General features: G+C 69.1%; 19 protein-coding genes and 2 pseudogenes. 11 read left to right on the forward strand and 10 right to left on the reverse strand.

The window, feature by feature from the left end; genetic code table 11:
- Positions 1–173 precede the first annotated feature (173 nt).
- The 3 genes from ACIGQF_RS08455 (at position 174) to ACIGQF_RS08465 (ending at position 2759) form a co-directional block, all read left to right on the forward strand.
- Complete coding sequence (locus ACIGQF_RS08455) at positions 174–1361, forward strand: glycine C-acetyltransferase (protein ID WP_399707149.1); 1188 nt, start codon at positions 174–176, stop codon at positions 1359–1361.
- The gene (locus ACIGQF_RS08460) at positions 1358–2272 is read left to right on the forward strand and encodes a LysR family transcriptional regulator (protein WP_399707151.1); all 915 of its coding nucleotides are present in this window, start codon (positions 1358–1360) and stop codon (positions 2270–2272) included. Before ACIGQF_RS08455 ends, ACIGQF_RS08460 begins: the two co-directional genes overlap by 4 nt.
- 331 nt (positions 2273–2603) lie before the next feature.
- Positions 2604–2759, forward strand: coding sequence for an agmatine deiminase family protein (locus ACIGQF_RS08465; protein ID WP_399707627.1), 156 nt, complete (start codon positions 2604–2606; stop codon positions 2757–2759).
- A gap of 51 nt (positions 2760–2810) precedes the next feature.
- Here ACIGQF_RS08465 and ACIGQF_RS08470 read toward each other — a convergent pair.
- Positions 2811–2984: pseudogene (locus ACIGQF_RS08470) on the reverse strand (ArsR family transcriptional regulator); the annotation flags it as partial.
- Between the two features lie 239 nt (positions 2985–3223).
- Here ACIGQF_RS08470 and ACIGQF_RS08475 point away from each other — a divergent pair.
- On the forward strand, positions 3224–4162 hold the full coding sequence (locus ACIGQF_RS08475; RefSeq protein WP_399707153.1) for an alpha/beta fold hydrolase: 939 nt from the start codon (positions 3224–3226) through the stop codon (positions 4160–4162).
- Between the two features lie 72 nt (positions 4163–4234).
- On the opposite strand, the gene ACIGQF_RS08480 is transcribed toward ACIGQF_RS08475, so the two are convergent.
- The 4 genes from ACIGQF_RS08480 to ACIGQF_RS08495 form a co-directional block, all read right to left on the reverse strand.
- Positions 4235–4666, reverse strand: coding sequence for a GNAT family N-acetyltransferase (locus tag ACIGQF_RS08480; RefSeq protein WP_399707154.1), 432 nt, complete (start codon positions 4664–4666; stop codon positions 4235–4237).
- 100 nt (positions 4667–4766) lie between these two features.
- Positions 4767–6272: a hypothetical protein gene (locus tag ACIGQF_RS08485; RefSeq protein WP_399707156.1), complete on the reverse strand. Its 1506-nt coding sequence runs from the start codon at positions 6270–6272 to the stop codon at positions 4767–4769.
- A gap of 118 nt (positions 6273–6390) precedes the next feature.
- Positions 6391–6855 carry a GNAT family N-acetyltransferase gene (locus tag ACIGQF_RS08490; protein WP_399707158.1) on the reverse strand — a complete coding sequence of 155 codons (465 nt, stop codon included), beginning with the start codon at positions 6853–6855 and terminating at the stop codon, positions 6391–6393.
- 128 nt (positions 6856–6983) lie between these two features.
- Positions 6984–8156, reverse strand: coding sequence for an epoxide hydrolase family protein (locus ACIGQF_RS08495; RefSeq protein WP_399707160.1), 1173 nt, complete (start codon positions 8154–8156; stop codon positions 6984–6986).
- Positions 8157–8259: 103 nt separating this feature from the next.
- Here ACIGQF_RS08495 and ACIGQF_RS08500 point away from each other — a divergent pair, with 103 nt between their 5' ends.
- Positions 8260–8835, forward strand: a complete 576-nt coding sequence (locus ACIGQF_RS08500) for a CGNR zinc finger domain-containing protein (protein WP_399707161.1) — start codon at positions 8260–8262, stop codon at positions 8833–8835.
- Positions 8836–8938: 103 nt separating this feature from the next.
- Here ACIGQF_RS08500 and ACIGQF_RS08505 read toward each other — a convergent pair whose 3' ends face one another.
- Entirely contained in the window at positions 8939–9286 is a 348-nt protein-coding gene (locus ACIGQF_RS08505; RefSeq protein ID WP_399707629.1) for a GNAT family N-acetyltransferase, read from the reverse strand.
- Here ACIGQF_RS08505 and ACIGQF_RS08510 point away from each other — a divergent pair.
- The 3 genes and pseudogenes from ACIGQF_RS08510 to ACIGQF_RS08520 all read left to right on the forward strand — a co-directional run.
- Positions 9269–9445 (forward strand): annotated as a pseudogene (locus tag ACIGQF_RS08510) (GNAT family N-acetyltransferase); the annotation flags it as partial. The gene ACIGQF_RS08505 and the pseudogene ACIGQF_RS08510 sit on opposite strands and share 18 nt — an antisense overlap.
- 140 nt (positions 9446–9585) lie before the next feature.
- On the forward strand, positions 9586–10038 hold the full coding sequence (locus ACIGQF_RS08515; RefSeq protein WP_399707164.1) for an Rrf2 family transcriptional regulator: 453 nt from the start codon (positions 9586–9588) through the stop codon (positions 10036–10038).
- 6 nt (positions 10039–10044) lie between these two features.
- The gene (locus ACIGQF_RS08520) at positions 10045–10794 is read left to right on the forward strand and encodes an SDR family oxidoreductase (protein WP_399707166.1); all 750 of its coding nucleotides are present in this window, start codon (positions 10045–10047) and stop codon (positions 10792–10794) included.
- 106 nt (positions 10795–10900) lie between these two features.
- On the opposite strand, the gene ACIGQF_RS08525 is transcribed toward ACIGQF_RS08520, so the two are convergent.
- Both ACIGQF_RS08525 and ACIGQF_RS08530 read right to left on the reverse strand, forming a co-directional pair.
- A complete protein-coding gene (locus ACIGQF_RS08525; protein ID WP_399707631.1) occupies positions 10901–11362 on the reverse strand; it encodes a GNAT family N-acetyltransferase in 462 nt (153 codons plus the stop codon).
- A gap of 81 nt (positions 11363–11443) precedes the next feature.
- Positions 11444–12004 (reverse strand): DinB family protein, encoded by a 561-nt coding sequence (locus tag ACIGQF_RS08530; RefSeq protein ID WP_399707168.1) that lies wholly within the window; start codon positions 12002–12004, stop codon positions 11444–11446.
- Positions 12005–12441: 437 nt separating this feature from the next.
- Here ACIGQF_RS08530 and ACIGQF_RS08535 point away from each other — a divergent pair, with 437 nt between their 5' ends.
- The 3 genes from ACIGQF_RS08535 (at position 12442) to ACIGQF_RS08545 (ending at position 14829) form a co-directional block, all read left to right on the forward strand.
- On the forward strand, positions 12442–13005 hold the full coding sequence (locus ACIGQF_RS08535) for a hemerythrin domain-containing protein (protein WP_399707169.1): 564 nt from the start codon (positions 12442–12444) through the stop codon (positions 13003–13005).
- Positions 13006–13191: 186 nt separating this feature from the next.
- Positions 13192–13743 (forward strand): hypothetical protein, encoded by a 552-nt coding sequence (locus tag ACIGQF_RS08540; protein WP_399707171.1) that lies wholly within the window; start codon positions 13192–13194, stop codon positions 13741–13743.
- Positions 13744–13770: 27 nt separating this feature from the next.
- Positions 13771–14829 (forward strand): hypothetical protein, encoded by a 1059-nt coding sequence (locus ACIGQF_RS08545; protein WP_399707172.1) that lies wholly within the window; start codon positions 13771–13773, stop codon positions 14827–14829.
- A 24-nt stretch (positions 14830–14853) separates the two neighbouring features.
- On the opposite strand, the gene ACIGQF_RS08550 is transcribed toward ACIGQF_RS08545, so the two are convergent.
- Positions 14854–16176, reverse strand: coding sequence for an amidohydrolase (locus tag ACIGQF_RS08550; protein ID WP_399707174.1), 1323 nt, complete (start codon positions 16174–16176; stop codon positions 14854–14856).
- Positions 16177–16249: 73 nt separating this feature from the next.
- Complete coding sequence (locus ACIGQF_RS08555) at positions 16250–17512, reverse strand: amidohydrolase family protein (RefSeq protein WP_399707176.1); 1263 nt, start codon at positions 17510–17512, stop codon at positions 16250–16252.
- Positions 17513–17524: the final 12 nt, after the last annotated feature.

The raw sequence follows: 17524 nt of genomic DNA on the forward strand, positions 1-17524 counted from the left end.
GCCGGGTAGCGGTCACGCCCCGCCCCAGCCTTCTGGCTGGCGGTCACGCCGTCCCAGCACCGCCAAGTTGCGCCCCCTCCCAGCCCTCCAGGTTGCGGCCACGCCACCCAACGAACATGCCTCGCGCGGCTGTCAGGCGGTGGCCCCCACCCGACTCCGAAGGAGAACCCCTCATGTACGCGTCCGTCCGTGACGACCTGCGCGCCACCCTCGACGACATCCGTGACGCGGGCCTGGAAAAGCCCGAACGCGTCATCGGTACCCCGCAGTCGGCCTCCGTCGCCGTCAGCGGATCCACCGGCGACGTGCTGAACTTCTGTGCCAACAATTACCTCGGCCTCGCCGACCACCCCGAGGTGGTCGCCGCCGCCAAGGACGCGCTGGACCGCTGGGGCTACGGCATGGCCTCCGTACGCTTCATCTGCGGCACTCAGGACGTGCACAAGGAGCTGGAGGCCCGGCTCTCGGCATTCCTCGGCCAGGAGGACACGATCCTCTACTCCTCCTGCTTCGACGCGAACGGCGGCGTCTTCGAGACCCTGCTGGGCGCCGAGGACGCCGTCATCTCCGACGCCCTCAACCACGCCTCCATCATCGACGGCATCCGGCTCTCCAAGGCCCGCCGCTACCGCTACGCCAACCGCGACATGGCCGAGCTGGAGGCCAGGCTGAAGGAGGCGTCGGACGCCCGCCGCCGCCTCATCGTCACCGACGGTGTGTTCTCCATGGACGGCTACGTCGCCCCGCTGCAGGAGATCTGCGACCTCGCCGACCGCTACGACGCCATGGTCATGGTCGACGACTCCCACGCCGTCGGCTTCACCGGCCCCGGCGGCGCCGGCACCCCGGCACTGCACGGAGTCACCGACCGGGTGGACATCATCACCGGCACCCTCGGCAAGGCACTCGGCGGCGCCTCGGGCGGCTACGTCGCCGCGCGCGCCGAGATCGTCGCCCTGCTGCGTCAGCGCTCGCGGCCGTACCTGTTCTCCAACTCCCTCGCCCCGGTCATCGCCGCCGCCTCGCTGAAGGTCCTCGACCTGCTGGAATCGGCGGGTGACCTGCGCGAGAAACTGGCCGCCAACACCCAGCTCTTCCGTACGAAGATGACCGAGGCGGGCTTCGAGATCCTGCCCGGCGACCACCCCATCGCACCCGTCATGATCGGCGACGCGTCCCGGGCAGCCCGCATGGCCGAGCTGCTGCTGGAGCGCGGCGTGTACGTCATCGGCTTCTCGTACCCCGTCGTCCCGATGGACCAGGCGCGCATCCGCGTCCAGCTCTCCGCCGCGCACTCGACCGAAGACATCGAGCGGGCGGTGGCGGCCTTCGCCGACGCCTGGGCGACGATGGACCGGTGATCGACCCGCGCAGACTGAGAATCCTCCGGGCCGCGGCGGACCACCGTACGGTGACCGCAACGGCCGCGGCCCTCTACCTCACCCCCTCGGCCGTCTCCCAGCAGCTCGCCGCCCTGGAGCAGGAGAGCGGCCATACGCTGCTCACCCGCAGCGGCAAGGGGGTACGGCTGACGGCGGCCGGGGAAATCCTGCTCACCCACGCCAACGCCGTCCTCAACCAGCTCGAACAGGCCGAGTCGGAGCTGGCCGCCTACGCGGGCGGTACGGCCGGGGAAGTGACGGTGGCGGCCTTCGCCACCGGCATCGCGGAGGTCCTGGCCCCGGCCATCGCCCGGCTCCGCACCGACCACCCCGGAATCCGGCTGCGGGTACGGGACGCCGAGGGCGACGAAGCCCTGCCGATGCTGCTCGACGGCGAGGCCGACGTCGCACTCGCGGTCGAATACCGCGGCGCGCCCCGCGAGGACGACCAGCGCCTGTCCCGCGTCGCGCTCTACGCCGAGCCCTTCGACGCCGTACTGCCCGCTTCGCACCCGCTCGCGCAGCACCCGGACGTACCGCTCGCCGCACTCGCCGACGACGAGTGGATCGGCCCCTACCCCGGCAACCCCTGCCACGAGGTGATGCTCCTCGCCTGCGAGCACGCCGGGTTCCCGCTCGCGCTGACACACTCCTCGGACGACTTCCGGGCGGTGGCGGCGCTGGTGGGCGCCGGGGCCGGCGTGGCGCTCGTACCCCGGTCCGCACTGCGCGGGATCGAGCTGAAGGGTGCCGTGTCCCGGCCGGTGACCGGCCCCGCGGCCACCCGCCGCGTCTTCGCCGCGGTACGCCGGGGCGCCGAGGCACACCCACTGTTCCGCCCCGTACTGGAAGCCCTGGCCGGCGCGGCGGACGGCCTCTCCACCTGCTGAGAGACGCGCGCTGCGGCCTGCTGGGAATACGTGCTGCGGTGCGCGTCCTGATGAGCAGCCGGGCTGTCAGTCGTCGTCCCCGTCCTTGTCCCCGGCTTCGGCCCCGGCTCCTGCTCCTGCCTCGCCTCCGGGCAGTTGAGCGGCGAGGGAACCGCCTTGGTCACCGCCGTGACGCTCCTCGCCCCTGCCCGGCCCGCTCCACGCGACCGAGGACGAGCTACGAGGCGTGGACGGTCACAATCGCACTCCGCGCACGAAAATCCCCCAACTTCCCAGGCTCGCGGCTTCGTAGGCCAATTTCTACCCCACCGCCGACCACCTCTTCGCTCCCCTGCTCGACCCCGAGCGCGACGACGAAGCCCTCGCGCGCCTCGCCCGGATCTTTCCGCACCACACCGTCGTCGGAATCCCCACCCGCGAACTCCTCCTCGGCGGCGGCAACATCCACCGCGCCACACAACAAATCCCCATCCGGCGGACCACCTGATGCCTGGTGACATCGGGTGACGCCCGCTTGCGTTACCCCTGGTCTCGTTACGTCCGTACCGTCTTCCGTGTGCGGCAGCAGGGGTAACAGCCGGGTGATGAGTGCCACCGGTCGAGCACCGTCGGGCCGGACCAGGGGGCGTTGCTCGCGGTCTTGGCAGGGCGCGAGCGCCCGTCGGATCGCATCGGCGACCCGGTTCATCTCTTCAGGCGTCAGGGCGGCGATCGAACTGCTTCTTGTCTGCCACGCGGCACTTCCTTGCCGATGCGTCGATGCTTCGGGCGGTGTTGCGCACCATTCCATCCTGGACTGATCGATCCAAGATGCGTTAACCTGCAAGCGTGGTCATGGCCAGGCATGCCGCGCGCACTGCGCGACAGTGCGAGAAACGCACCACGTGGTCCCAGCCGGCGCCGTCAGCCACACCGCCCCAACCGCATGCCTGACGCCGATGGAGGATCCCCGTGACCGGCCCGGCAACCAGCACTCCGCATGTCTCCGAAAGCAACCCCGTCCCCGACCTGCCCCTGCAGCAGCTGGCCGGATTCACTCACCGCTGGGTCGAAGCGGACGGCGTCCGCCTGCATGCCGTCGAAGGCGGACGGCCGAGCGGCCCGGCCGTCGTCCTGCTCGCCGGATTCCCGCAAACCTGGTGGGCCTGGCGAAAGGTGATGCCCGGCCTCGCCCGACGGTTCCACGTCATCGCGATCGACCTGCCGGGGCAGGGCCACTCCGAGCGTCCGGAGCGCGGCTACGACACGCACACGGTCGCCGCGCACGTCCACACCGCCGTGCAGGCTCTCGGAGTGTCGACCTACTCCCTGGTCGCCCACGACATCGGCGCCTGGGTCGCTTTCTCCCTCGCCCTCAACTTCGAGAGCCACCTGCGCGGGGTCACTCTGCTCGACGCCGGAATTCCCGGTATCACGCTCCCGGAGGCGATTCCCACCGACCCGGATCGAGCGTGGAAAACCTGGCATTTCGCTTTCCACATCGTGCCCGAGCTGCCCGAGACGCTGCTTGCCGGCCGCGAACGCGAGTACGTCGGCTGGTTCCTGAAGGTGAAGGCCCTGTCTTCCGATGCCTTCGACGATGCCGAGGTCGACCATTACGCGGCGGCCATCGCCGTCGACGGCGGCCTGCGCGCTTCCCTCGCGTACTACCGAGACGCCGCGGAGTCGGCGCGCAAGAATCGCGAGGCGCTCAAGCAGCGGCACCTGACCATGCCCGTCCTCGGAATCTCCAGCAGCCACGGCTCCGTTCCGGACATGGCCGCCGCCATCAGCCCATGGGCCGACAACACCACCGGGATCGTCGTGCCCGACGCCGGCCACTTCATCCCCGACGAGCAGCCCGAAGCTGTCGCTGCCGCGATAGCAGACTTCATCGCCGACGGCGACTGACACCCGTCGAACCTGCCCGGCCGCGCCGGCCAAGGCCGCTCGAAACTCAGACCACGAGGTCCGGCCGCCGCACTAGTCGGACAGTTCCTTGAGGAAGTAGACATCCTCGTGGCCGCCCGGGACGCCCGGTAGGCGGCCGGTCTCGCGATAGCCGTGGCGCGCGTAGAAGTCCGGGGCCTGGAAGGAGTACGAGGACACGGTCATGCGCGCGCAGCCGCGCCGACGGGCCTCGGCCTCGGCTGCCTGGAGCAGCCGGGTGCCCCAACCGGCGTGGCGGTGGTCCTCATGTACCCACAGCAGTTCGATGCCGCCCAGGTCGCCCCAGGTCCAGCCGGTGAGCCCGCCGATGATTTCGCCGTCCGCGCCCGTGACCCGAACGCTGAAGTCCGTCTCCTCATCCACCCCTGTGGCAGCGTTGTTGAACTCGGACAGCCGGTCCCCGAGCAGCTCTTCAAGCTCTTTGTCGGAATCGCCGGTTCGCAGGACGGGCTCATCGTTGGTCATTCCGCCAGTGTGAACCACGGCGTGGGCAGAGAGCGGGCGGGCCGCGCAAGGCGGCGGGAGCACGACGGTCAGGGGCCGGTTCCCGGCAGTCCTGTCCGCCTCACTCCGCCCAGCCGATCCGCTTCACCTCGTTCCGCAGCCAGAAGGGGCGCCGGCCGCGCGCAACCGGGAAACGACGGAGGTCCCGACGGTACTGGCGGGCGGTCGGGGGCGTCCTCCAGGCAGGCCGGTGTTCCCCGCCCCAGGACCAGGTCTCAACCTCCCACGGCCGCGTTTCGCCGTTGCGCCCTCGCTCCGCCGCTTCGTCCTTCGTCACGGCCAGGATCTGCACGTACTCCGCACCGCGGTCCACCGAATAACTCGCCTCACGCAATCGCCACAGCGCGTCGCGCTCCGGGAAATCGGGAAGCTGCCGGGTGGTGCTCGTGCCCTCTCCGTCCTCACCTCCGCCTCCCCCGTAGTCTCCGCCCTCTTCGTCTCCGTTCATTTCCGCCTCCGGCCCATACCATCCGAACGGGTCGCCGGACGGGTCCACGGCCAGCTGAATCTCCTGATGCCCCACCACGGCCCGGTACTCCAGGACCAGCGATTCCCATTCGGGCGGGGCTTCCGCCACCATCGCGGTGACGATCCGGTCGTGCAGGCTCTGCCTCTCTTCGTCAGTGAGCGGCCGCTGGTGGGCCTGCCATGCACGCCGCTGCTTCGTGGTGGGGCCACGGCCGTATTTCGGGTAATTGCTGCTGGAATGCACTTCCAGCAGCACGCGCACCAGCCAGGCCCGGGCCTGGAAGCTGTTGAAGTAATAGATCCGGATCAGCCAGTAGTTGAAGTCGAACGTGACGGACGTGTCGTTGCGGCGGTAGGTAATCGGGGCATGGCTGCCGAGCCATTCGCCGAGCGAGTTCCCCTGGCCCAGCGCGGCGGCCAGGAGCCGCTGCAGGACGCTTTCGGCGACAAGGACGGCGAAGAACCAGGCGGCACATACGACGACGGTCATCGGCACGGCGAGCCAGCCCGGAAGCAGGCCCGTCCAGAAGCCGTACACATGATCCGGCAGCCAGGTCAGAGCCTTCTCGACGAGACCTGGCAGGACGCTCGCGTACCCGGCGAGGCAGATCAGGAAGGCCCGGTTCAGCAAGAAGCGAAGAATGCTGAGGACACTGCGCGAGAATCCCCAGTCGGGGCGGAGGCCGGCCATGCTCCTGCCGCACTGCGACACCAGCGCGAGCACCTGTCCGACAAGGGCGATGAGAGCGACCCGGGCCTGGAAGCCGGGCTGCTGCTCCTGAAAGCCGCGGGCGACGAAGTACGCGCCGTACCCGACCATGAAAACCTGAGCGAACCAGACCGCCAGGACCACAACCCGCCCGACAAACACGACGAACGCCGAACGCCGCACCACGTCGGTCTCGGCTCGCACCTCGGGCTGCCGCAGGGCCGGCGGGAACAACAGACGGAAAAGACCCGTCCCGAGGGCTATGGCCACCGCCAGCGAGTGCCGCGCCTGCGCATGAACATCGACGAACGCGGCAGCCAGCCACAGTCCGAGCAAGGCGAGTACTACGAGAATGAACGCTGCATTCCGTATTCTTCCCCCGAGAGACACGGGCTCATGGTAGAACTCCTGCGCTGCGTAGGGGAGATGCCGTCAGCGGTTATGCGTACTGCGTACTACCCTTCCGCTGCTTCGCTCCGCGAACCCCCTCCTGTTGCCGGGGTGCCGATCAAGAGAGTTCCAGTTCGCCGACGCGCTCGTCCCCGCTCATTTCTCCCGTCAGCCGGAATCCCGGGCCGAGGTAGAAGCCTTCGGGCCCGTCGTCCCCGGGGTGCCAGGAGACCGTCAGGCGGCGGCCGCCGCGTCGGCGAATCTCGCCGGCCACCGCCTGGACCGCGAAACGGCCGTAGCCACGGCCTTGCTCATCGGCCGCGATGTTGAGACGCCACAGGCCCGAGCGGAGGTCCGTGCCTTCGCCGGTGAAGTCAATGTCGAAGAATGCCATCAGGAAGCCGACGATCCGATCGCCGTCGAGGATGAGCCGGGGCCAGGCGACCCCTGGATGTACGTACGCCTCGGCAAGGGACTTGACGACCGGGGCGACCAAGTGGCTCTGATCGGGACGGACCTTCAGGGCTGTCGCGGCTTCGAAGTTGTCGGGCGTGATCTTCTCCAGGCGGAGCGAGGCGGCCATTCCGCAATCCTAGAGGCGTCGGCGACCAGTAGGGCACATACTTTTCGACGGTGTGCGCTACTCGTCGGTCCGCGTCTTGAGCCCGACCAAGCGGTGATCGAGTGCCGCTACCCGGCACCCAGTCGCGATTACCGGTTGGCGGTCAGCACTGCAGCGAGGCCCTCCTGCAGGTCTTTGACGAAAGACTCGGGAACCTCCAGCGACGGGAAATGTCCCCCGCTTTCGGGCTCCCGCCATCGGACGATCTGCCGGTACCGCTCCTGCGCCCAGGGGCGCGGACACTTCTCGACGTCGCGGGGGTAGGCAGTGATCGCCGACGGGACGTCGACCCGGAGTTCGGGGTCCAGCGAGTTGTGGCTTTCGTAGTAGATGCGGGCCGACGATGCGCCGGTCCGCGTCAGCCAGTACAGGGTGACGTCATCAAGAATGCGGTCCCTGGAAATCGTCTCGAACGGGCTGTCTTCGGTGTCCGACCACTCGGCGAACTTGTCGAGGATCCAGGCAAGAAGCCCCACCGGTGAGTCGACGAGCGAGTAGCCGATGGTCTGCGGCCGGGTCGCCTGCTGCTTCGCGTACGCCGCACGGTGCCGCCAGAAATCCTGGGTGTCCTCGGCCCACTCGCGCTCGACCGCCGTCAGCCCCTCCGTCGTCAACCCGGGCGGTGCCTCCGCGAACGTCGTGTGGATGCCCAGAACGTGCTCCGGGAACCTGCCGCCGAGGACCGTGGTGATATTGCCTCCCCAGTCGCCGCCGTGGGCTGCGAACTTGCTGTAGCCGAGCCTTGCCATCAGTTCCACCCAGGCAGCCGCGATCTTTTCGGTTCCCCACCCGGTGGTGGCCGGCTTGTCGCTGTAACCAAAGCCTGGCAGCGACGGGACCACGACGTGGAACGCCGGCGCGTCTGCCTCTGCCGGATCTGCCAGCTCGTCCACTACGTCGACGAACCGAGCAATGCTGTCCGGCCAGCCGTGGGTCATGATCAGAGGAGTGGCATCTGTCCGCGAGGATCGGCGGTGCAGAAAGTGGATTCCCAGATCATCGATGGTCGTGCGGAACTGGCCGATTTGGTCGAGGCGCTCTTCGAACGACCGCCAGTTGTACCCGGTGCGCCAGTAGTTCACGACATCGACGAGGTCGGCGAGCGGAACGCCTTGTTCCCATCGGCGAGGGCCGGGCTCGGCGCGATGGACCGTCTCGGCCTCCGGCAGTCGCGCCGCGGCCAGTCGCGCGCGCAGATCGTCGAGGTCAGCGTCAGTTGCGCGGGCTTCAAATGCTTGCACGTCGCTGGGTGGACGGGGCATGAGAACTCCTGACCATCGTGGAACCGGCTACGATCCATCACGAACCGGCTAAGACGGTTCTAGCAGTTCTCCGAGTCACGCTGCAACCGGCTAAGGTGGTTCCATGCGTGCTGCCTTCCCTGACTTCCGCCTCGGCAATGTGCTGGCGACCAGCTTCACGGGGACCCTGTCGGAGCGTCATGGCAACGCCGTGGAGCGCATCCCCACGCCACACCGACTCGTCGACTGGCTGGCGGTGAACGGCCTCGCCGTGGACTCCTGCACCACTGCCCAGCTCGACCTCGCCTGGGAACTGAGGGAGTCGATTCACGCCGCCGCGACAGCGGCCGCGCTCCAGGACGCTCTCCCCGCGTCCGCTGTCCAAGTGATCAATGGCTGCAGCGCTCAGGGTCGGGCCGCGGCGATCCTGACGCCCGAGGGTGAGCGGCGATGGCGGCTCAGCTCACCTTCCTGCGTGGAGGATGCCCTCAGTGTGATCGCCGCCGACGCGATCAGCATCATCGCTGGCGAACGAGACGGAAAGCTGGCCTTGTGCGCATCACCGACCTGCCGAGCCGCGTTCTTCGACACCAGTCAAAGCCGCACCCGCAAATGGTGCGACATGAACACGTGCGGGAATCGCCAGAAGAAGGCGCGCTTCCATGCCAACCAGCGCAAAAAGACCAGATCAGCGGAGTGATCGTCACCCTCGGCACAGCCAAGCGGGCCCCATGCCCTGCACACACGTCGAGATCCGACGCCTCGGCCGCACCCTGAAGCAGGGCACGGTCGACGTTTTCCTGTCAGTGCTTTGCGGCCAGCAGGATCAGCCCGGCATCGGTGGAACGGAAGCCGCAGGCGTCGAAGTAGAAGCGGCGCAGCTCCGGGTCGAAATCGACGTGGAGCCACTCGCAGCCCGCCGCGCGCGCATGCTCCGCCGCCAGCCGCACGACTGCGGTCCCGATGCCTCGGCGCTGATGGGAGCCTCGCGTCTTCGTGTCGAGCAGGAACGCGTGGACTCCGCCGTCCCACGCCACGTTCACGAATCCGACCAGGAGGCCATCGCTGTCGCGGGCACCCACCCAGCCAAGGCTGTGCTGCCTGATCCGGTCCCACCAGCCGGCAGCGGCATTGCCGCCGTCCGCCAGAATGCCGCGTCGCAAAAGGTGCTGGCCAAAGCCGGGTTCGTCCCCGTCGGCCCCGCCGACCCGGCCCACCTCGGCGGTAAGTCGGGTACCTGGTACCAGCGCGACCTGGTGGATGCGATCTTGCCAGGGGGCGGACCGCGGCAAGGCCGCGGCCACCGCTGATCATCAGCGAGCTCTTTCCCGCCTACCCCAGGGGCTTGGCCGTTGGGCCGACAGCGTGGTGAAGCCCCTGGTGGGTGGGGCGGTGACCCTTTGACGGCATTCGATGTAACTATTATGGTTACCTTGAAGGAGGTGATCTCGTGGCGGGCAACAGCCAGCTCACCGTGGCAGCGCACGCTCTGACGTGGATCGAACTGCACCATCGACGCGAGGGTGGAATCGCGACGTCCGAGAGGATCGCGGGCAGCGTCAAAACCAACCCCGTCGTGATCCGACGACTGCTCGGCCGGATGCGCGATGCCGGGCTGGTGCACTCGCGACGCGGCGCTGAGGCGGGATGGGTACTCGCCAGGCCGCTGGAGGACATGACCCTGCGGGACGTGTACGACGCGATCGAGCCGGCGCCACTGTTCGCCGTGCACCGCTCTGAACCCAACCTCGACTGTCCGATCGGTTCCGGTATCCGGCCCGTGATGCGTCTCGCGTACGCGCGCGTCGAGGAAGCCGTTCGCGCCGAGTTGGAGTGCATCACGCTGGCCGACGTGCTCAGGGATGTCCTGGCCGGCCCTGATCCCACAGAACTGGAGCATTGATCTGCCATGGGGCAACTAGACGGAAAGACCGCCATCGTCACCGGTGGTAACAGTGGAATCGGACTGGCCAGCGCCAAGCGGTTCGCCGCCGAGGGTGCGCATGTGTTCATTACTGGGCGACGGCAGGAAGCACTCGACACTGCACTGTCCGAGATCGGTTCGAACGCCACCGGCGTCCGGGGCGACGTGTCCGATCTCGCCGATATCGACCGGCTTTACGCTGCCGTCGCCGACCAGGGGCGGCGCGTGGATGTGCTCTTCGCCAACGCCGGCGGTGGCGAGTTCTCCACGCTGGAGCAGGTCACCGAAGAGCACTTCGACACCATCTTCGGCACCAACGTGAGGGGCATGCTCTTCACCGTCCAAAAGGCGCTTCCCCTGCTGAACGACGGGGCCTCGGTGATCCTCACCGGCTCCACCGCGGCGGGTTCCGGCGGCGAAGCGTTCGGCGTCTACGCCGCTTCCAAGGCGGCCATTCGTTCGTTCTCCCGAACCTGGGCCAATGAGCTCAAGCATCGCAAGATCCGTGTCAACACCCTCGTCCCCGGGCCCATCGAAACACCCGGCAACGCCGGCCTCGCCTCCGATCCGGATGAGGCAGCCAAGCTGTGGGACTTCTTCGCGAGCCAGGTTCCCCTGGGCCGCATGGGCCGCCCGGATGAGGCAGCCGCGGCGGCGCTCTTCCTCGCCGGCGACCAAAGCAGCTTCGTCACCGGTACCGAGCTCTTCATCGACGGCGGCCTCAACCAGATCTGACCGCCGCAGCTTCACGCCGTGTCCGCCCAGCACATGACACCGGCCTGAGAACCCATCCTCCAGAGGCTTCGCCACGTTGCCAGTGGCCGCGCATCGGACATGAAGATCAGTGGTGGATGGCAAGGGCCAGTTGTGGCAGCACTCGGCCGGGGATGGAGCCGGAAGGGGCGCTTCCTGTTCGTACGGCACCCATCGCGCGGTAGAAGGGTTCGGCATTGGGGTCTGCGTCGATCGTCAGCCGGGTGAAGCCCAGCTGCCGGCCGGTAGCGACGACGTTTTCGAACAGTAGGCGGCCGATGCCTTGCCCCATGGCCTGCGGCTCGACGAACATCATGCCCAAGGTTCCCATGGGCGGTTTGTTTTCGAGAGTCGTGAAGCCCAGGATGCGGCCGTCTCTGTCAGCCACCGCGGCTCGTCGGCTTTCCACCTCACTCGCGCCGACGGTGAGTTCGTCTCTGCACGCGTCCAGAAACGCGGCGTCGTAGCCCCAATGCGCCTTGGACCGTAGCGCCAAGTCACTGAGCGTCTCGGCTTCCGTCGGCAACGCCGGTCTGATCCGCACGTTCATCTGCTCCCCCGTCACAGTGGATCAGTCCTGAGCCGTAAGTGGTGAGAGGCCCGGCTGAACTTCTCACTACCCGGATGCCGGTTACTGGCCCACCCTGCCGTCGATGCGCTCGCGCAGCAGGTCGGCGTGGCCGCAGTGCCGGGCGTACTCCTCGATCCGGTGGACCAACAACTCCCGTACCGCGATGCCGTCCTTCCCCAGGCGCACGCCCAGGTCCGGGTGCTCGGCCAGTGCGGCGTCGGTCGCGGCCTGCTCGCGCGCCAGCGCTTCGTACGCAGCGTCGACCTCGGCCTGCTCGGCGACGGCCCCGTCGAAATCACCATCGGGATCGCCGTAGAGCTTCGGGAGTGGTTCACCGTCGCTGATCCAGTTGAGCCAGTCCCGTTCCGTCTCCGCAAGGTGGCGGAGGAGGCCGAGCAGCGACATCGTCGACGGCGGGACCGACCGCCGGGCCAGTTGCTCCGGGGTCAGGCCCTCGCACTTCATCCGCAGGGTGATGCGGTAGTTCTTCAGGAAGTCCTGCAGCGTCGCAAGCTCACCGTCGGGGCTGACACTGTCGCTGTCGCGAGGGTCGTCGTCGGGGTCGAGCCACATGTCGGGGTGGACGCTTGCCTGGCTCCATCGCGCGGGTTGATCGCTCATGCGGTCCATATTCGGTGGTGAGGGGCCGAACTCGCTAGTGTCGCGCGGTCGAAGTGTGGGTCGAGTGTGATGGTGTCGTAGTTGCGTTGTTGTGGGTGTGGGCCGTTCGCTCGGCATCGTTGTGTCGCTTGTCCGGGGCCTGAACAGGTGGCGGGTCAGTGCGAGTGCGGCCAGTAGGGCGACCAGTGCGTATACGGCGGGCCAGCCGGCGCAGCACTCTTGGTGACCAGCTGGCCGCCCGCGCGAGCACCACCACTCCGTAGGCCGGCGCATATCCGCTCGGTGGTCGGGCGTGCGCCGTATGGCGGTCGGGCGTACGCACTACGCCGTACGGCTCTCGCCCGTGCGCGGAATTTCTGTGCGGAACGGAGAATGAGCGCGGAGTCGGCTGGTACCCGTACGTCGTCAGGGCACCTGCGAAGGAGCGAGGACACGAGATGGCACACGGCGGAAACGTCATCGATGAGCTGACCACCGACCACCGGGAGGTCGAGGAGTTCTTCTCCCGGATCGAGGCACTGCCACCCGGTGACCCGCAGCGCAAGGAGCTGGCGGACCAGGCCACCATCGAATTGGTACGTCACTCCATCGCCGAGGAAATGCACCTCTACCCGATGGTGCGCCGCTGCCTCGCGAATGGCGACCGCGTCGCCGACAAGGAGCTGGAGGACCATGCGGCGGCCGAGCACATCATGAAGCAGCTGGAGAGCTGTCAGGCCGACGAACCGGCATTCGACCGGCTCATGAGCTTCCTCATGAGCGAGATCCGCAACCACATCCAGGACGAGGAGCGCAATCTCTTCCCGCAGCTGCGGCAGGCGGCGAGCGCGGAAGAGCTCGACGAGCTGGGCGACAAGATCCGCCGGGCGAAGAAGACAGCGCCGACCCGCCCGCACCCCGCGACGCCGTCCACTCCCCCGGTCAACGAGATCCTCGCCCCCGGTACGGGGCTGGTCGACCGGGCCCGCGACGCCCTCTCCGGGCGCGGGAAAACCCACTGACCTCGACGACGCGTCGCACTCGTGGACGGTCCTCGGATAGCGATGATTTTCCACGCGGGGAATGCCGCGTGAGCAAGGCCACGTGGGGAAGCCCACGTCGTCCCCGTGATTCGCGTCATTTCTGGGGAATGACCGGAGAGATAGCGTGTGAAGCCCCTGCACCCTCTGCACTCGGACGGCTCAGCAGTGCTCGCAGATCTCTCTCCGGTCATAGCGGCGACGGCTCAGTGGCTGACACGCGCGTATCCGTCGGGCGGTGGCCCCTTGACCTCGGCCCTCGCGGAAGCCCAGGCGCGGCAGGCCGTGACGGTAGCGGCCTGGCTGCGGTACCCCACGCCGATGGACATCGCGCTGGTGAGTGTCACCGGACCGGGTGGTTCCGCCCGGCTCGACTGGCTCGCCGGCACGGAAGCGCCCGGCCCGTACGGCGTGGACGACGCCTGGCGCACCTGGGTGGACGAGGTGGTCGCGAGCTGGGCAGTGTGCCTGCTCAGCACTCCGGAACTGGCCGCGGCCGCGGTCACCTCCCTCGCCGATTCCTGGCACCTGAACGGGGCGCCGGTCGAGTTCCGGCGTCTGACCGAACCTGATGACAACGACCGGCGGGCCGCCTTCCTGCTGCGCCACCCGGACCTGCACGCTCCCGTGGCGGACTTGCACCGCCGCCAACTCCTCGATCTTCTGGGACAGGGATCCGGTCAAGAAGCCGGCCGGGGGGCGGCACCACCCAGCAGTTGACGGCGGAGGCACGCGGAGGAGGACCCGGTGGAGTGGGACGCTGTCGCCGACGAGCTGTACAGGCTGCCGCCGGAGGAGTTCACCGCTGTCCGCAATGCGCGGGTCCAGGAAGCTCGGCGGTCCGGTGACCGCCGGCTGGCCGACGACATCCGCCGGTTGCGGCGGCCGACCCTCGCCGCCTGGGCCTCGAACCTGTTCGTCCGGGACCGGCCGGACGAGGTGGAGACACTGTTGCGGCTCGGTGAGGAACTGCGGCGTGCGCACCAGAACCTGGACGGCAAGCAGCTGCGTGAGCTGTCCGCGCAACAGCGGGAGCTGGTCTCCGCGCTCGCCCGGCAAGCGCGGCAGCTGGCCACGCGAGCCGGGCAGCGCCTCGGCGAGGCGGCTCGGCGCGAGGTCGAGGGAACCCTGCACGCGGCGATGGCCGATCCCGAGGCCGCACGGGAGTGGTCCGAGGGGCTGCTCACCCGGGCATTGACCCCGCCGACCGGCTTCCCCACCGTCGGTGGCATCGCAGAACCCGCTGAGCAGCCCCCAGGCAGGGCCTCCCGCAAGCCGACGGCTGGTTCGAACGGTAAGGCGGCTGCCAAGACTGAGCGAGGCTCGGACGGCAAACCGGTGAAGACCGGGCGGGGCTCGGACGGCAAGACGACGGCCAAGGCCGGCCGCGGTTCCGCGAGTAAGTCCGGTACCAAAGCCGCCGACAGCCGAGTCGTGGACTTCAGCGCCGCGCGCGCCCGCCGTGAGCAGAAGGAAGAACTCCAGCGCGCCCGGAAGGACGCGGAGGACGCCGGGCGTGAGGCCCACGCGCAGGAGGCAGAACTCACCGCGGCGCAGGATGCGTTGGAGGCCGCAGAGGACCGGCAGCAGCGGGCCGAGCAGCGGATTACGGAACTGCGGGAGCAGATCGAGGAGGCCGAGCGCGAGGGGAAGGAAGCCCGCGCCGCGCGCAAGGCCGCCGAACAGCGGTTGCGCAAGGCCGATCGCGTGGCCAGCGCGGCGCGGCGTACCGCCGAGGACGCCACCGCCCGCGCCGACCGGCTGGCCGAGGAGACGACGCGGGAGACGACGCGTACCGGACGCTGAGTGGCTCCCCGGCCGACAGGCGTATCAGTCGGTCAGTTCGCCGTCGCGGGCCACCACGCGGCCGCCGTGCACCACCATGTCCCGCTTCGGTGTGTCCACGACGATCTGCGGCAGGCACTCGCCGCGTACGAGGATGAAGTCGGCCGGGGAGCCGGGCTTGAGGTCCACGTGCGGCAGATGCATGACGTCCGAGCCGCCGTCGGTGCCCACCCGGTAGCAGTCGTTGAGTTCCTCGTCGAGGCGGATGTCGGTGATCAGGCCGAGCTGGTGTGCGCGGTCGAGCATGTCCCCGTTGCCGAACGGGCTCCACGCGTCGCGCACCCCGTCGGTGCCGAGGCCGACCGCGACGCCGTGCTCGCGCAGCCGCGCGATCGGCAGCACGGTCGACTCCGAGTACGCCACCGTCGTCAGCGAGATGTCCAGGTCGGCCAGGTCACCCGCGAGGGAACCGAGTTCGCGGTCGCTCAGGCTCGGCAGGCAGAAGACATGGCTGACCGTGACCTTGCCCCGCAACGACAGCGCACGAGTGCGGTCGATGATGCCGCGCAACGGCTTGAGGCCGTTCTCTCCGCGGTCGTGCAGGTGGATGTCCAGGCCGGTGCCGTGCCGGTCGGCGATGCCGAAGACCAGGTCGAGCTGTTCGTCGAGGGCGTCGTCAAAGCCGATCGGATCGATGCCACCGATCATGTCCACCAGGCCCGTACGGGCGGCCTCCTCCAGCAGCTTCGCGGTGCCGGGCTTGCGGATGACGCCGTGCTGCGGGAACGCCACGATCTGTACGTCGAGAGCGCCCTTCAGCCGGTCACGGGCCGTTGCCACACCTTCCGCGCAGGCCAGGTCGTACTCCGGCGCAACGTCGGCGTGGGCCCGCATCGCGCGGGTACCGGTGGCGACCGCGCGCGCCATCAGTCCGTAGGCGCGTTCCCCGACGGGGCGGCTCTGGGTGCGGAACAGTTCCGCGTCCTGGTCGGCGTAGTCGGCGATTCCGTCCGCCGGCTTGCGGGACACCCACGCCCCGCCCCATGTCGTCTTGTCGGGGTGGACGTGCGCGTTCACGAGCGACGGGAGCGCGATCCGGCCGCCACCGTCGACGACCTGGGCCCCGGCCGGTGCCGGACGGTCCGTGATCTTGCCATTGACGACCGTGAGGTCCACCGCCTTGGCCGACCCGAAGGGCCGTACGTTGCGGAAGACCACGGGTCGGCCGTGCCGGTCGCTGTGCTCACCCGGGGCGGCGTACGCGGCCGCTGAGGGGGAGGTGACCGCGGCGGTGCCGGCCAGTGCGGCCGCTCCGGCGATCATGCTGCGCCGGGACACTCGGCCGGAGGTAGGGATGATCGACGTCATGAAGGCAGGGCTCCTTGGGCCGGGGCGGGAGGGAGACGTGCAGGGGAAGGCGAGGGTTACGGACGCGGACGTGTCAGACCGTGACGCCCGCGTGGACGACGCGTGCCGGGTGCTTGAGCACCGTCACATCGGCGAGGGGGTCGCCGTCGAGGAGGACCGCGTCACCGGCGAAACCGGGGGCGAGACGGCCGGCCGTGGCCTGCAGGCCGAGCAGCCGGGCCGCGCTCGTCGTGGCCGTACGGAGGGCATCGAGAGCGGACAGGCCCGCTTCGCGCATCAGCTCCACCTCGCGGCCGATGGGAGTGACCTCGCCGCCCGAGGAGTCCGTGCCCGCGGCCAGCGGTACGCCCATCTCGTGTGCGGCCAGCACGGCCCGCTTCAGTACGGGCAGGTACGTCCGGCCGCGCTCGTCCAGCACCGGGTCGGAGGAGCCGATCATGCCGGCGATCGCGGTGAGGGTGGGCGTGAAGTACGTGCCCCTGCGGTGCATTTCGTGCAAGGTCCGCTCGCCGACGAACACGCCGTGCTCCAGCGAGCGGATGCCTGCCGTCACCGCGTCGTGACAGCCCTTCTTGCTGTAGCTGTGGCACAGTACGCCCTTGCCGCCGCGCCGGGCGGCGGTGACGATCTCGGAGAGCTGCTCGTACGAGTACACCTGGGTCAGCGGGTCCTGCTCGGGCAGGCCGGCGCGCTCGTTGACACGGGTCTTGATGACATCGGCGCCGCGCTTGAGGTTCACCGCGACGACCCGGCGCAGGGCCTCGGCCGACCGTACGCCGTCCTTGAGGCGCGCCAGCTCGGTGAGGTCCGGGTCGGCCAGCACGGTGTCGCCGAGGTCGGGCGTGACGAAGATGCCCGCGGCCTGGAGACGCGGGGCCTGCGCGGGCACCTGCCGGGCCAGCTCCCGTACGGCGATGTCCTGGTAGAAGTTGGTCGAACCGCTGCGGGCGCTGGTGGCGCCGGCACGGATCGCGTCCCGCGCCTCGGCGGCGGTGTTGAGGTGGATGTGCGCCTCGACCAGGCCCGGCAGGATCCACTTCCCGTCGGCTTCGAGGATCTCCGTCCCCTCCGGCACCTCGACGGCCTTCCGGGTACCGGCCGCACGGACGACCCCGCCCTCGATGACGACGACGGCGTCCTCGGTGACCTCACCGGTCGCCGGGTCCAGCAGCGTGCCGCCCCGCAGTACGAGGTCACCGCCGCGCGAGCGGCCGCGCCGGGGGGCCGCCGAGGCGGACGTGGTGAGCGCCGCGGTGCCCGCGAGCACGGCGGCCCCCGCGAGGACGCCTCGTCGGGTGAGCTTGCTGGACGGAGGCGGCAGGGGTGCAACACACATGGGGGCTCCTTG

The sequence above is a fragment of the Streptomyces sp. NPDC053560 genome (assembly GCF_044544605.1).
Taxonomy (GTDB): Bacteria; Actinomycetota; Actinomycetes; order Streptomycetales; family Streptomycetaceae; genus Streptomyces.